Raw genomic sequence first — 13,882 nt, forward strand, 5'->3', positions numbered from 1 at the left:
ATATGTTCACGAAAAGCGTTCTAGCTATTATATTAGGAGGAGGTCAGGGATCACGTCTGTTTCCATTGACCGAAAAGAGATCAAAACCTGCAGTACCCATCGCAGGTAAATATCGATTGGTAGATATTCCTATTTCCAATTGCATTAACTCGGAAATTAAGAGAATGTATGTATTAACACAGTTTAATTCTGCTTCTCTAAACAGGCATATTAAAAACACCTATCATTTTAGCTTTTTCAGTAAAGCTTTTGTAGATGTTTTAGCAGCCGAACTAACGATGACCAGTGGCGATTGGTTTAAAGGTACAGCTGATGCAGTCAGACAGAGTATGCATCATTTTTTGCAGCACAAATTTGAATACGCCCTAATCCTATCAGGGGATCAGTTGTATCAAATGGATTTTAATGAGATGATCAAGAGGCATATTGAGAGTAATGCGGAAATAACATTAGGAACTATTCCCGTTCATGCCAATGATGCCCCTTCTTTTGGGATATTAAAAAATGACAGTGAAGATAATATCACTTCCTTTATAGAAAAACCGGTATCCGAATTGTTGCCGGACTGGCAATCAGAAGTGAGTGAAGAAATGAAGCAGGAAGAGCGCTATTATTTGGCCTCCATGGGCATATATATATTTAATCGCGATCTGCTTATAGAACTGATGAATAATCCGGATACCATGGATTTTGGTAAGGAGATCATCCCGCAGTCCATTGGAAAACACAAGGTCATCAGTTATCCATTTGAAGGCTATTGGACGGATATTGGAAATATCGATTCTTTCTTTGAAGCCAATCTGGGATTAACAGACAGTATTCCAAAGTTTAACCTTTATGATACGCAAAGAGTCATACATACAAGAGCCAGAGTGTTGCCCACCTCAAAGATTAGCGGAACTCAGATGGACAAAGCAGTCATTGCCGACGGATGTATAATTCATGCCACCAAAATAGAGCGGTCAGTAATTGGAATACGTTCCAGAATAGGGGCAGGCTCTACCGTTATCAATACCTATATGATGGGTTGTGATTCTTATGAAACTTTGGAAGAAATAGAAGAAAATAAGATTAAAATACTGATGGGAATCGGGGAGCGATGCTTTATTAAAAATACCATCATTGATAAAAATTGCCGTATAGGTGATGATGTAACCATTGATGGAGGTCCTCATTTGGAAGACATTCAAACCGATACCTATGTCATTAAGGATGGTATTGTGGTCTTAAAAAAGGAAGCGGTAATTCCCTCAGGTTTTAAAATCTAACCATAGTAACTCCTTTAAAAACTCTCTTTTTAAAAATTCAAAAACCTGTTTCTGACAGGTTTTTGTATTAAAATTTCACACACGCAGAAAAATCTTGTTTTTATAGAGCACATACAAAAATGCCCATTGTACGGCTATATAGCAAAAGACCATAACCACTGCGTTGAAAGGATCGCCAGCAAGCTGACCCAGCCATTTGAAAAAAGCTGATGTGGTATAAGCCCAATCTATAAAACCACCGGCCATATAAATCAAAATAGAGTTCATGCCAATTACTTTAAAGAAAAATGCCCATTTTTTATGCCCCAGGATATCTATGATGTAATAAAAAACAGCCATCAATAGCATACTTATACCACCACATTGCAAGGTGAATGAACTGGTCCATAAATTTTTGTTGATTGGAAAAACCAGATTCCACAATTGAGCTACAATAATGAGAATAATACCAATTACTATCAATCGGACAGCAGTTTCTTTTTGCTTATCAACAGCTCCGTTTTTCAACAAATTTCCTGCAAAAATACCCAGCAGACAGGTTGGGATGGCAGGAATTGTGGATACAAAACCCTCTGGATCATGTATATCCAGATACAATTTACCGGGCATAATCAGGGTGTCAAGATAGGAGACAAAATTACCTTCCATAGTCATGTCTCCCATGGGATAACCGGGAGTAGAATTAAACATTAAAAGGAACCAGTAGCCCAGAAGCAATGCGCAGAACCAAATGATTTGGCCGCGTTGTTTGGTATAAAGGTATATTATATTGGCAAACATATAGGCAAATCCAATACGTCCCAAAACACTTCCAAAGCGGATTTCTTCCAGGGGGCGTATTTCAAGGCCATTATTATAAATGACCCCGAGGAGAAACAGGATCAGACCCCTTTTAATTACTCGGTTTAGCAATGATTTCCTGCTTACTCCTTTTTCAAGTTGTTTTCCAACAGAATAAGGCGTTGCTACCCCAGCCAGAAATAAGAACAAAGGAAAGATCAAATCGTAAAAAGCAAAGCCATGCCATGCAGGATGTATAAACTGAACAGATAAAGAGTTCCAAAATGGCGAATTAGTAATCTCTGCCATTTTGTGAAAGATTTCCTCTGCACCAATGATCCAGAACATATCAAATCCCCGAAGAGCATCCAGTGAATATAGGCGCTGGCTGGTAATGGCTAATTTCATAACTAATATTGGTTGGTCCTGGGATAAAGATAATAGAATATCTAATTCCTTCGGCCTTTAATTATTTAACATAATTGTATTTATTGTATATTTAAATCGTCGATTAATTCAAAATACACTTAATAAGGAATGTCAGATAAAGAGAGTTTAGTACCGAAACAAGACCCTAACAATTATTGGGAGCAATTGGAACGATTGGAAAAACTAATCCGGGCGTCAGAACTCAAAGCGGGCGTTATATTTTCTTTTCATGGGCTAATTTTAGGGGTGTTTTTTGATAGATTAGAACAGCTTAGCCCTCTTTTCCAAGGAGGTGCTGTATTTATTGTATTGGCTTGTTTATGGATGACCAGCTCATTGATTTCCATCTTCTTTTGCTTTAAGTGTTTTAAGCCTCAGATTACTAAGAAGTATGAAAAAAATGTTTTATTCTTCCGAGATGCTGTATACTCATTCGGAAGTATCGAGAAATACTCCAAAAAGGTGATTGAAATATTTGGTAAAGATGAAGAATTTTACTCCCAATTAAGTCAGCAAATTTATATTGAAAGTAAAATTATTGATAAGAAATTCAAAAATGTAGAACACGCCATAAAGTACTTTGCTTTTAGTTTTATCTTTATAATAATTATTGTTATTGTATGGTTTATTCATTTGTATTTGTAATTAAAGCTTTGAATAATAAAATCTACACTATTTCATCGTTCATTATTTAATCCTGCATCTATATTCTTCGAGCTAAAAATCCAAATAATAAGTATATTAAGCCTATGAAAAAATACGTAATAACATTTCTTTTATTGACCCTTCCCTTTTTTGGCAAAAGCCAGGTGGTTAGGCAAATAGATTCCGCTGCGGTATATCTTCTGGACAGGATGGCGGATATTATTGGTGAACTTGAGGCTGTGAGTTTTTCTATTGAAACTGCAACAGACCGGTTGGATGATAAACAAAAAATAGAAACCCATTACAGTACCAGCCATGTTAGTATGGCAGGACCCGATAAAATGGTTTACCATAGATTTGGAGATAATGGGAAACATGGTTTTTGGTTTAACGGAACATTTGCCTCCATGTATTCCTTTAAAGAAAATAATTACGTTACCCTTGAGGCTCCCGGAAATTTAATTGAGATGATGGATAACTTACATACCAGGTTTGATTTTCAGTTCCCGGCCGCGGATTTTTTCTATCCTTCTTTTACTGATGATATTTTGGCAGATTTCAATACACTGGAGTATTTAGGAAAAACAGTAGTTGACGGCGAAGACTGTTTTTATATCAGAGCCACTAATGAGCATATGCATTTTCAGTTATGGATCTCAAGCAGCTCTTTGAATTTACCAAAACGCTCTATATTAATTCAAAAAGGGAAACAAAATTTACGTTTTGAGTCTGTATTTAAAGATTGGGAAATTAACCCAAACTTACCCAATACCATATTTGAATTTTTACCTCCTCCTAATGCCAAACTAATTGACATAATGGAAAAATCGTAATTACCTTTTATTTTATTAAATCAAAATATATTATGCTTAAAGAGATATCCATGGTAAATAAAATTTCAGGACTTATTGTATTAATCCTGCTGCTTATAGCTCCTTTAGCTTCCATAAATGCCCAAAGAATGGGTCACAGGGCTTCCAGAGGAGGCAGCAGGAGCATGTCATCTCGTCCAAGCACTCAGCGCTCAGCGCCCTCCAGATCCACGGCTCCGCGTCAAAGCACTCAGCGCTCATCTACTACCAGGCCTTCTACATCAAATACACCTTCCAGGTCTATTAACGGAGGACATACCAGAACCAATGATCGCAGTTACAACAGAACGCCAAGTACCCAGCAAAGAGATGTTGCTCCAAGGCAAAGGACATCTGACAGATCAGGTGGTGCTAATGCTGCAAGGCCAAACACTTCCAATGAAAGAAATAGAACTTCGGATATTAAAAACAATAGCGGAAACAGAACAAATATTGATAACAGCAGAAGAAATATAAATATAGACAATAGTAGAAACGTAAATATTAACAGGGGTAATACCTATGTACGAGTCGGTGTGCGCCCTTATGTCAGACCCCCGTACAGGTATGGCGGTTTCGGGTATTATTGCCACAGGGCTTATTTTTGGCATCCTTATCGTCCTTTCTACTGGGGACCCGTCTGGCATCCATGGGGCTTTTTTGTAGCTGCCATGGCCACTACGGCAATTATTATAAGCATTGAGAATCAGCAATATCACTATGATCAGGGAGTTTACTATGTATCATCCAGCGGCGGCTATACGGTGGTTCAGGCACCTGTAGGGGCAACCGTTGAGACCATTCCCAAAGAAGCCGAAGTAGTGGAGGTGAATGAAACCACCAATAATTATTACTATGGTGGCGCCTATTACGAAAAATCTGATGAGGGTTATACCGTGGTTCCTGCCACTGCAGGCACAATTGTTCCACATTTACCGGAAGGTGGTGAAGAAGTAAAAGTAGGGGATCAAACCTATGTTAAGTTTGGGGAGACCTACTACCAGCCTATACAACTGGATGGAGAAGATATGTACGAAATTGTTGAAGTTAGGGAAGAGGGTAGCTAGGCGGATGCACCGCTATCATTTAAGTTTTAGAAATTCATTTAATGGCCTATTTTTTATCTGAACCATAGCCATAGCCATGGCCATAATTATAATGCCTTAATGCATAAGTTTTCACAAATATTATTGATGAGTTTCTTCGTGGATTCCTGGAAAATGTGTAGTAACTAAACTAAATGTTTCGGGAAATCATTTATCTTACTGCAGCCCAGTTGTTCCATTACCTGTTGTAATTGGGTTTGCAGCAATGAAATAGTATGGGCTCCTCCTTCTTTCCCCAGGGCAGATACCCCATACATAAAAGAGCGGCCCATAAAAGTAAAAGCAGCCCCACTGGCAAGTGCCCGGGCCACATCCGGTCCGGAACGAAGTCCGCTGTCCATCATTACCGTAATCTGGTCGCCATACTTTTTGGTAATCCTAGTCATGGGTTTTATAGTAGATTCCCCGGCATCCAATTGCCTGCCTCCATGGTTAGACACAATAATGCCGTCCAGACCCAGTTTTATTGCTTTTTCTGCATCAATCTCAGTAGCTACTCCCTTTAATACGATCTTTCCTTTCCATTTATCCCGGATAGGAGCTATTTTTTCCTCATTCATCCTTTTCGAAAACATCTGATCCATAAATAAGCCCAGTTGTTTCAGGTCAAGATTTTTTGGCATATAAGGTTTTAGCGTTTCAAAATTGGGCTGCCCATGTTTTAAGGTTTGAAGTGCCCAGTTTGGTTTACCCAGCATTTGAAGTATATTATTCAGTGTCATCTTAGGTGGCATAGAAAGGCCGTTACGTATCTCTTTTGGCCTGAAACCAAAGGTAGGCACATCGCAGAGCAAGACCAGAACAGGGCAAGCTGCAGCTTCTGCCCTTGCAAGGATATTATCGCGCACAGCATCCTCCGCAGGGTGATAAAGCTGAAACCAGGCCCGTCCCTCTGTAAGCTCACTGGCTCGTTCTATACTCATAGTGGTAACCGTACTCAACACAAAGGGAATATTAAAGTCTAGTGAAGCTTTTGCAAGAATTTCCGAGGCATTGGGCCACATCAGGCCCTGAAGCCCTACCGGTGCAATTCCAAAAGGGGCATTGTAGGTGTGACCGAAAAGCTCAGTTTCCATATTGAACCCTTTGTATTCACTCAAATAATCGGGTTTTAACTCTACTTCCCGGATCTCTGAAGTGTTCTTTCGCAAGTTTACCTCTTCATTGCACCCGCCGTCCAGGTAATCAAAAGCAAAGCCCGGAATACGCTGCTTAGCCCTTGCTCTAAGATCTTCAATTGAAGGGTAGCTGGAATTGAACATTATGGCTTTTTTATTTCTCATCTATACACTATCTCTTTCAAATTAAAGGGAGTAAAAATTTATTGCGTTTAGCCCCATGATTCCCGCTCTTTCATTGTCCGATAATTTACTGATATAATCCCTGACTATAGTAATTACTTCCTTATAACCTGCACCCAGTAAGCATACCGGCCAGTCCGATCCATAAAGAAGGCGTTGCCAACCAAAGGCATCCAGGACAACTTCCATAAATGGGGAAAAATCTTCCTGCTGCCATTTGAAATTCTTTGCTTCTGTAACCATCCCCGATACTTTACAACTTACATTAGGGTTTAATGCCAATTCCTTAATGTGGTTCACCCATTGGCTATCCAGGCCTTCAGAAATTCTCGGTTTTGCTATATGGTCCAATACAAATTTCTGATCCGGAAAAGCCCTGGCCAATAGCACCGCTGCAGCTAACTGATTTGGATATACCAGAATATCATACGTAAGGCTAAACTGGGCTAAACGCCCAATACCATTTTGAAAATCTTTTCTAAGCATAAACTCTGGGTCCGGCTCCTCCTGTACAATATGCCTTACCCCTTTAAGCTTTTTATGCTGTGAAAAATGTGCTAATCTCTCATATACATTATCAGCTCTCAGATCTACCCATCCAACTACCCCTTTAATAAATTCATTTTCCCCTGCCAACCGGAGCAGGAACTCAGTTTCTCTCTCAGATTGATCTGCCTGTACCGCAACACAACCATCTACCTTGTTGTTTTTAAGGATCGGACCCAGATCTGAGGGGAGAAAGTCTTTCTGCAGGATTTTCATAGAATCGTCAATCCAGCTATACCTCACTGGATCATATTTCCAAAAATGCTGATGGCTGTCAATGACCATTTGGCTGGGTTTTAAATAGAAAGGAGATCATCATACGGTCTAACCATTTAGCTTAATAAAACCTCCATCTATTGGAAAGTCCGTACCCGTAATAAATGAGGCTTCATCAGAACACAGATACACAGCCAGGTTGGCTATTTCTTCCGGCCTGCCCATCCTGCCTATGGGTTGAGTTTCGGACAACCTTTCAAACATTTCTTTTTCCATACCCGGGTAATTTTGTTTGAGGTAACCATCAACAAAAGGGGTATGTACCCTTGCCGGGGAGATGCTATTGCATCGTATACCATAGGACAGATAGTCTTTAGCTATAGAATAGGTCATAGTAAGTACGGCACCCTTGGTCATAGAATAAGCAAACCTGTCTGATATTCCTACAGACGCCGCAACAGAAGCCATATTTATGATCACCCCTCCCCTTTCTTTCATGTTTTTTATACAGGCATAAATGCAATTATAGACCCCTTTAATATTTACCTGATATACCCTGTCGATATCCGCTTCGGTAGTCAATTCAACATTACCAATATGGGCAATCCCCGCATTGTTGATCAGAATGTCTATTGCTCCTTCTACTTTTATGGCCTCAACCGTTTTAATAACTTCCTTTTGGCTGGAAATATCACAGGCATGTGCCTGTGCCATTCCTCCTGTAGCCTTAATTTCAGCAGCTGTTTCTTTTGCCGGTTTCGCATTTATTTCAAGAATATGCACGTCAGCCCCCTGCTCTGCGAGGGCCATGGCAATTGCCCTTCCAATACCACTACCACCTCCAGTAACAATGGCTTTTTTATCCGTTAAATCAAATTTCACATTGTTCTTTTTAAAAGTTTCCTTATTCGTTATATGTGGCAGTTTAAATCTAATCATATTTTTCCATTTCTTCAACAGGATCTGATATCGTTGCAGATGAATGCAGGAAAAGGATTTTGAGCGGCTTGATTTTTCTTATTAACTTACCTCTTCAAATTCCATTAAATAGAAGTATTGTATTCCATAGTAGATATAGAAACTACCGGAAACGGTATTAAGGGTAATAAAATAACCGAGATAGCCATCTTTAAGTTTGATGGCCAAAAGGTGGTGGATGAATTCACCTCATTGGTAAATCCTGAATGTGAAATTCCTTACTTTATTACCGGACTAACAGGAATTGATAGCCATATGGTACGCGATGCTCCCACACTTTCGGAGATTGCGTCACAGATCTTGGAAATAACACAGGACACCATATTTGTGGCACACAGTGTTAATTTCGATTATAACGTAATTAAAGAAGAATTCAGGACTATTGGTATTTCCTTTATCAGAAAAAAACTCTGTACAGTACGTTTGTCGAGAAGGCTGATTCCGGGATATTCTTCGTACAGTCTGGGTAAACTATGCTCTTCCCTGAATATACCTATTACCGACAGGCACAGGGCAAGGGGTGATGCGTATGCAACTGTACATTTGTTCAGAAAACTTCTGGAAACAGAAAATTCCGAGACTGTTTTTAGCTCATTTTTAAATGCCCGATCTCAGGAAGCAACACTGCCTCCTTCACTACAGAGGGAAGTATATGAAAGGCTGCCTTCAAAACCCGGGGTCTACTACTTTAAAAACAGCAAAGGGGAAATCATTTATGTTGGAAAAGCCAAAAATATAAAGAAAAGGGTCCTGAGCCACTTTTACGATAAGTCTGCCAAAGAAGTACAAATGTGCAGAGAGACATCCAATATAGATTTTGAGCTTTCAGGGAATGAGCTGCTGGCACTTTTAATGGAATCTGCTGCCATAAAACATCATTACCCCTTATTCAACCGGGCACAAAAAAGAAATGTAGTTCCTTATGGGGTTTTCTCCTATGAAGACCGGCAAGGGATAATACACCTTGCATTTAATAAATTAAGTCAGGTACCACGATCCTTAATTACTTTTTACAATACAACAGATTGCCGTCTTTTTATAGAACAAATGTGTATCGCCTATAATTTATGTCCCAAATATTGCCATTTACAGGAAAACGTAGATTCTTGTTCACATTTCAGGGTAGCCAACTGCAAAGGTATTTGCCGGGGTAAAGAATCTGCAGAGGCCTATAATAAAAGGGTGCAGGCCGCAATTGAAAATATGTTGTCGGAAAAGCAAACTTATATCATAAAAGACAAAGGACGAACTATTGATGAAGATGCGGTGGTGATTGTTCAGGAGGCCGTTTATTCGGGTTACGGATTTGTTCCAAAAAGTGTTTCAATTAACTCCATTGAAGATATTATGGCTTTTCTTATCCCCCAAAAAGACAATCTGGAAACAACCCGACTAATCCAAACACACAGGGTAAAAAACCCGAACTCGATTCTTGATTTTTCTTCAGGTATACTTAAATCCGTTTAAAATATACGATGTAAATTTTGGTCAGAAGTCAGTCCGAAAGTGATTCTATTTATCCATTTCGTTGTACATCCTGACTACAAAAAGCATCCAGATCACAAAGATGATGGCAACAACAATGGAATATATCAAGATAAAATCCATTATTTTCTATACTTTAAATAGTTCATAAAGCCCAAAATGGTTGGGGCCCAGAAGGCAACAAAAATGGCATCTAATTTGTTTCCGGATAGAAACAAATATTCTGCGACTACAATAATGGAAAGAACAACGAGAAGTAACAAAACGTTCATTGCTCCGATTTTTTCAACAAAATTTTTTAACATTTCTGGTAGCTAAAAGAAGCAAAAAGATATTGAAAATATCAAGAGCCGCTTATTAAAGATCTAAATCTATTAACTTTTTAGGAATTTGAAAAAAAATGAAAGGAAATAGTTGTAGGATACAGATAAAAAAGTTGCCTGACCCTTTAAAAATAAAGATCTGACGCAACCATAATCATAAACTGGCTGGAACAACTTGCAAGGTCAAAAACCCTATCTCCTTTTGCCACTATTCATAAGACTTACCAAGATGGCAATCATTCCAATCACAACAAATGCAAAAACGGCAATCATTATTATACCGTTACTCCAATCAACTAAAGGAATACTTATTAATTTCATATCACAGAAGACTTAATATATTATTAATACAATCAAGTTTTTTAATTCAAAAATTAAGGCTTATCCACCTTTTTTATCTTGCATGAATTTAAACCTAAAACACCATAAAGCGGACAAAAGCCTGTTAGGCTGGTCAATAAAAAAACGGCAGCTACTGTCAATAAAATATAAGAAAGCGCCCCTCCAATTACCTCATAATATATCAATAAGGCAATAATAACAGCAATGGCGAATCGCAAAATCTTATCGATTTTTCCCATGTTTCGTTTCATAATTCCACCTTTTAAAAAGGAAAAAATTCTTTCACCTTTAAATTCTGACTTTAAAAGTAAGATTGGTGCTTAACACAAACCATGATATAAATCATATTACTGCGTAGTGGGGCAGATATAATTGGTTACCTCCATTCCCGCCTTTTTCATCTCAGCAATACCGCCCGTTATGTCTACCAAATTGTGTATGCCCCTGCCTTTAAGGATAGAAGCAGCAATAACAGACCTGTAACCCCCGGCACAATGAACGTAAAAAGTTTCGTCTTTGGGTAATTCAGCCAAATGATCGTTTAATATATCCAATGGGGTGTTATTTGCATCAACTAAATGTTCAGCTTTATATTCGCTTTCCTTCCGAACATCAAAAATTGGTAAATGTTTATTTTTTAATACCTCTTTGGCTTCTTCGGCGGATAATGCGATGATTGAATCTAAATCTTTACCCGCTTTTTCCCAGGCTTCAAAACCACCCTTTAAGACACCTAAAGTGTTATCAAATCCTACCCTGGACAAGCGAGTTACTGCCTCCTCTTCCTTTCCTTTGGGCGTCACCAATAATATCGGTTGTTTAACATCGGCAATCAAAGCGCCCACCCAGGGAGCAAAATCACCGTTCAAACCAATAAAAATGGACCTTGGAATATGCCCTTTTACAAATTCTTCCTGGTTCCGCACATCCAATACAAGAGCCCCGGTTTCATTCGCTGCCAATTCAAAAGCATCTGGTGAAAGTGCTGCCATACCTCGTTTTAACACATCACCTATATCTTCATATCCTTCCTTATTCATTTTTACATTCAAAGGGAAATATTTAGGTGGCGGAAGCAGGCCATCGGTAACTTCATTAATAAATTCCTCCCGTGTCATATTGGCCCGCAGAGCGTAATTCATTTGTTTTTGGTTTCCCAGGGTATCCACTGTTTCCTTCATCATGTTCTTGCCGCAAGCCGAACCCGCACCATGCGCAGGATAAACTATTACGTCATCTGCCAGTGGCATAATTTTACTTCTTAAACTTTCAAACAAAAGTCCGGCAAGGTCTTCTTTGGTCATATCCGCTGCTTTCTGGGCAAGATCCGGTCTTCCTACATCACCTAAAAACAAAGTGTCCCCGGAAAAAATAGCATGGTCTTTACCTGTTTTATCTCTTAACAGGTAAGTGGTACTTTCCATAGTATGTCCGGGCGTATGTAATACTTTTATGGTAATATTCCCAAGTGGAAATTCCTGACCATCTTTAGCTATGATTGCCTCAAAAGCAGGATTTGCGTTGGGGCCAAAAACAATAGGTGCGCCGGTTTCTTTAGACAATGTTACATGCCCACTTACAAAGTCGGCGTGGAAATGGGTCTCAAAAATATATTTTATTTCAGCTTTATTCTTTTTCGCCCTGTCTATATAAGGAATTACTTCGCGTAAGGGGTCAATGATAGCTACCTCACCATCACTTTCTATATAATACGCTCCCTGAGCAAGGCATCCGGTATAAATCTGTTCTATTATCATTTCTTTTCTTAAATTTTTTTCAAAAATACTGCTTCTTGCTTTAAAATGAGTAACATTAGTTCCTGGGTTCATTCCGCTGGTACGCCACTTTTTCGTGGCTGACGGAGGCGTTCTCGGGATCATCAAAGTACGCAACGGCTTCCTTTATCTTAACAAACAGGAATTCTCTGGGAAGTACCTCACTTATCCCACTCCTGAAAATGATATCCCTTGTCGGACCTATGGCACCGGCAATATAGAACTGAATTCCATCCTGCCTGATTTTTTTAATGACTTTAGTTAACATTCTGGTAGCGGTAGAATCTATATAATTAATCGCCTCAGCATTTAATATTACTCCTTTTAGATTATCCCCTTTTTTGTCCATATACTTATAAAGCTGATTTCTAAAATAGTCGGAATTTCCAAAATATAATTGCGAATCAAAACGCACAATGAGCAGATCATTCCGCAAGATAACTTCATCTTCAAAGCGTGAAATATTTTTATAATATTCTGAATCTTTTATTTTACTTAAAACTGCGAAATGAGGCTTGGAAGTTCTGTAAACCATCAACAAAAGAGAGAGCAAGACCCCTGTGAGAATGCCCTGGGTAATTCCGATAAACAGAGTTATCAAAAATGTGAGTGTCAAAACAATAAATTCATCTTTTCTATAGATCCACAAGCGTTTCGCATATTTTAAATCGATCAAACCAGAAACAGATACCATGATAATACTTGCCAGAATTGCATTTGGCAAAAAATAAAAAAGAGGTGTAAGAAATAGGAGCGTTACCAAAACCAGAAGTACCGTAAACAATCCTGAGAGAGTGGTTTTTGATCCGGATTCATCATTTATTGCAGACCTGGAAAAGCTTGCTGCAACAGGATAAGACTGAAAAAAGGAACCGAGCATATTTGCAGAACCTAATGCCACTAATTCCTGATTGGCGTCAATCAGATCTTCTTCATTCTTCTCTTCAATACTTTTACCAATTGAAATTGCTTCAAGATAGCCAATCAGAGCGAGTGTTAGCGCAATAGGCCATAGTTGTATCATATTGTCTATTTTAATAGCCGGTAAAACAAAACCTGGTAGACCTTTAGGAATTGTACCAACAATCTCAATGCCCAGCGATTCCATATTTAAAAAATACACTGCTAATATTCCAAAAACAACGATGATTAGAATTCCGGGGATATGTCTACTCCATCTTTTAAAGCCAATAAGCAGTAAAATACCGACTAAGCCAATAGCCAGATCATAAAAATTGGTTTCCGGGATTTTTTGAAAGGCGTTTATAAAAATTCGGTGAAACTGATTACTCCCTTCTATATCCACTCCAAGTAAGTGCTTTAACTGACTAAAAATTATAATCATTGCAGCTGCAGATGTAAATCCGCTGATGACCGGCTTGGCTAAAAAGGTAACCAGATACCCCATTTTAAAAATGCCCAGAACAAATTGAATGACGCCCACCATAAAGGCGAGTAAAATAGCAAGAGCAATATAGTTTTCCAATCCCACGATTGCCAGGGTGCCCAAACCTGCAGCGACGAGCAAAGAATCCATGGCAACAGGTCCAATTGCAAGTGATCTTGAAGTACCAAACAGCAAATACACCAGCACGGGCATTAAGGAGGCATACAAGCCGTATACCGGAGGCAGACCGGCTATCATGGCATACGCCATCCCTTGTGGAACAAGCACTATACCTACACCAAAACCCCCAAGAATATCTTTTGGAAGCTCTTTCCTTTTATAGCTTCGCAGAGTTTGTAGAATTGGGAAATATTTTCGCATTAATCAAAAGTACTATTTAATCATAAATAAAAGGCCTTCCAACTGCTATTGCGAAATAACATGTCCTGC

General features: G+C 38.8%; 14 protein-coding genes. 5 read left to right on the forward strand and 9 right to left on the reverse strand.

Going from position 1 to position 13,882, the window contains the following annotated elements; genetic code table 11:
• Positions 1-2: 2 nt before the first annotated feature.
• Positions 3-1,268, forward strand: coding sequence for a glucose-1-phosphate adenylyltransferase (locus ABJH90_RS10285; protein WP_348138996.1), 1,266 nt, complete (start codon positions 3-5; stop codon positions 1,266-1,268).
• 75 nt (positions 1,269-1,343) lie between these two features.
• Here ABJH90_RS10285 and ABJH90_RS10290 read toward each other — a convergent pair whose 3' ends face one another.
• Complete coding sequence (locus tag ABJH90_RS10290) at positions 1,344-2,456, reverse strand: DUF5009 domain-containing protein (protein ID WP_348138998.1); 1,113 nt, start codon at positions 2,454-2,456, stop codon at positions 1,344-1,346.
• A gap of 129 nt (positions 2,457-2,585) precedes the next feature.
• On the opposite strand from ABJH90_RS10290, the gene ABJH90_RS10295 reads away from it, so the two are divergent.
• From ABJH90_RS10295 to ABJH90_RS10305, 3 genes are all read left to right on the forward strand, one after another.
• Positions 2,586-3,122 carry a Pycsar system effector family protein gene (locus tag ABJH90_RS10295; protein WP_348139000.1) on the forward strand — a complete coding sequence of 179 codons (537 nt, stop codon included), beginning with the start codon at positions 2,586-2,588 and terminating at the stop codon, positions 3,120-3,122.
• 104 nt (positions 3,123-3,226) lie between these two features.
• The gene (locus tag ABJH90_RS10300; RefSeq protein ID WP_348139002.1) at positions 3,227-3,955 is read left to right on the forward strand and encodes a DUF2092 domain-containing protein; all 729 of its coding nucleotides are present in this window, start codon (positions 3,227-3,229) and stop codon (positions 3,953-3,955) included.
• Between the two features lie 32 nt (positions 3,956-3,987).
• Positions 3,988-5,040 carry a DUF6515 family protein gene (locus ABJH90_RS10305; protein ID WP_348139004.1) on the forward strand — a complete coding sequence of 351 codons (1,053 nt, stop codon included), beginning with the start codon at positions 3,988-3,990 and terminating at the stop codon, positions 5,038-5,040.
• Between the two features lie 164 nt (positions 5,041-5,204).
• On the opposite strand, the gene ABJH90_RS10310 is transcribed toward ABJH90_RS10305, so the two are convergent.
• From ABJH90_RS10310 to ABJH90_RS10320, 3 genes are read right to left on the reverse strand one after another with little or no spacing between them, the layout of a single operon-like run.
• Positions 5,205-6,362, reverse strand: a complete 1,158-nt coding sequence (locus ABJH90_RS10310; RefSeq protein ID WP_348139006.1) for an alpha-hydroxy acid oxidase — start codon at positions 6,360-6,362, stop codon at positions 5,205-5,207.
• A gap of 21 nt (positions 6,363-6,383) precedes the next feature.
• Positions 6,384-7,211: an amidohydrolase family protein gene (locus tag ABJH90_RS10315; RefSeq protein WP_348139008.1), complete on the reverse strand. Its 828-nt coding sequence runs from the start codon at positions 7,209-7,211 to the stop codon at positions 6,384-6,386.
• A gap of 39 nt (positions 7,212-7,250) precedes the next feature.
• Complete coding sequence (locus ABJH90_RS10320; RefSeq protein WP_348139362.1) at positions 7,251-8,024, reverse strand: SDR family oxidoreductase; 774 nt, start codon at positions 8,022-8,024, stop codon at positions 7,251-7,253.
• A 174-nt stretch (positions 8,025-8,198) separates the two neighbouring features.
• Between ABJH90_RS10320 and ABJH90_RS10325 the strand changes: the two genes are divergently transcribed.
• Positions 8,199-9,587 carry an exonuclease domain-containing protein gene (locus tag ABJH90_RS10325; protein WP_348139010.1) on the forward strand — a complete coding sequence of 463 codons (1,389 nt, stop codon included), beginning with the start codon at positions 8,199-8,201 and terminating at the stop codon, positions 9,585-9,587.
• 140 nt (positions 9,588-9,727) lie between these two features.
• Here ABJH90_RS10325 and ABJH90_RS10330 read toward each other — a convergent pair whose 3' ends face one another.
• The 5 genes from ABJH90_RS10330 to sulP all read right to left on the reverse strand — a co-directional run bounded on the left by ABJH90_RS10330 (position 9,728) and on the right by sulP (position 13,813).
• Complete coding sequence (locus ABJH90_RS10330; protein WP_348139012.1) at positions 9,728-9,877, reverse strand: hypothetical protein; 150 nt, start codon at positions 9,875-9,877, stop codon at positions 9,728-9,730.
• A gap of 243 nt (positions 9,878-10,120) precedes the next feature.
• On the reverse strand, positions 10,121-10,249 hold the full coding sequence (locus ABJH90_RS10335) for a hypothetical protein (protein WP_348139014.1): 129 nt from the start codon (positions 10,247-10,249) through the stop codon (positions 10,121-10,123).
• 53 nt (positions 10,250-10,302) lie between these two features.
• Positions 10,303-10,521, reverse strand: coding sequence for a DUF2892 domain-containing protein (locus ABJH90_RS10340; RefSeq protein ID WP_348139016.1), 219 nt, complete (start codon positions 10,519-10,521; stop codon positions 10,303-10,305).
• Between the two features lie 96 nt (positions 10,522-10,617).
• A complete protein-coding gene (locus ABJH90_RS10345) occupies positions 10,618-12,027 on the reverse strand; it encodes an MBL fold metallo-hydrolase (RefSeq protein WP_348139365.1) in 1,410 nt (469 codons plus the stop codon).
• A 55-nt stretch (positions 12,028-12,082) separates the two neighbouring features.
• On the reverse strand, positions 12,083-13,813 hold the full coding sequence (gene sulP, locus ABJH90_RS10350; protein ID WP_348139018.1) for a sulfate permease: 1,731 nt from the start codon (positions 13,811-13,813) through the stop codon (positions 12,083-12,085).
• Positions 13,814-13,882 lie beyond the last annotated feature (69 nt).

Origin of the sequence: Eudoraea sp., assembly GCF_039969275.1 — a bacterium.
Taxonomy (GTDB): domain Bacteria; phylum Bacteroidota; class Bacteroidia; order Flavobacteriales; family Flavobacteriaceae; genus Eudoraea.

Coding starts and splice junctions, on each gene's coding strand:
- ABJH90_RS10285 (WP_348138996.1), top strand. CDS start 3: ATGTTCACGAAAAGCGTTCTAGCTATTATATTAGGAGGAGGTCAGGGA.
- ABJH90_RS10290 (WP_348138998.1), bottom strand. CDS start 2,456: ATGAAATTAGCCATTACCAGCCAGCGCCTATATTCACTGGATGCTCTT.
- ABJH90_RS10295 (WP_348139000.1), top strand. CDS start 2,586: ATGTCAGATAAAGAGAGTTTAGTACCGAAACAAGACCCTAACAATTAT.
- ABJH90_RS10300 (WP_348139002.1), top strand. CDS start 3,227: ATGAAAAAATACGTAATAACATTTCTTTTATTGACCCTTCCCTTTTTT.
- ABJH90_RS10305 (WP_348139004.1), top strand. CDS start 3,988: ATGCTTAAAGAGATATCCATGGTAAATAAAATTTCAGGACTTATTGTA.
- ABJH90_RS10310 (WP_348139006.1), bottom strand. CDS start 6,362: ATGAGAAATAAAAAAGCCATAATGTTCAATTCCAGCTACCCTTCAATT.
- ABJH90_RS10315 (WP_348139008.1), bottom strand. CDS start 7,211: ATGGTCATTGACAGCCATCAGCATTTTTGGAAATATGATCCAGTGAGG.
- ABJH90_RS10330 (WP_348139012.1), bottom strand. CDS start 9,877: ATGAACGTTTTGTTACTTCTCGTTGTTCTTTCCATTATTGTAGTCGCA.
- ABJH90_RS10335 (WP_348139014.1), bottom strand. CDS start 10,249: ATGAAATTAATAAGTATTCCTTTAGTTGATTGGAGTAACGGTATAATA.
- ABJH90_RS10340 (WP_348139016.1), bottom strand. CDS start 10,521: ATGAAACGAAACATGGGAAAAATCGATAAGATTTTGCGATTCGCCATT.
- ABJH90_RS10345 (WP_348139365.1), bottom strand. CDS start 12,027: ATGATAATAGAACAGATTTATACCGGATGCCTTGCTCAGGGAGCGTAT.
- sulP (WP_348139018.1), bottom strand. CDS start 13,813: ATGCGAAAATATTTCCCAATTCTACAAACTCTGCGAAGCTATAAAAGG.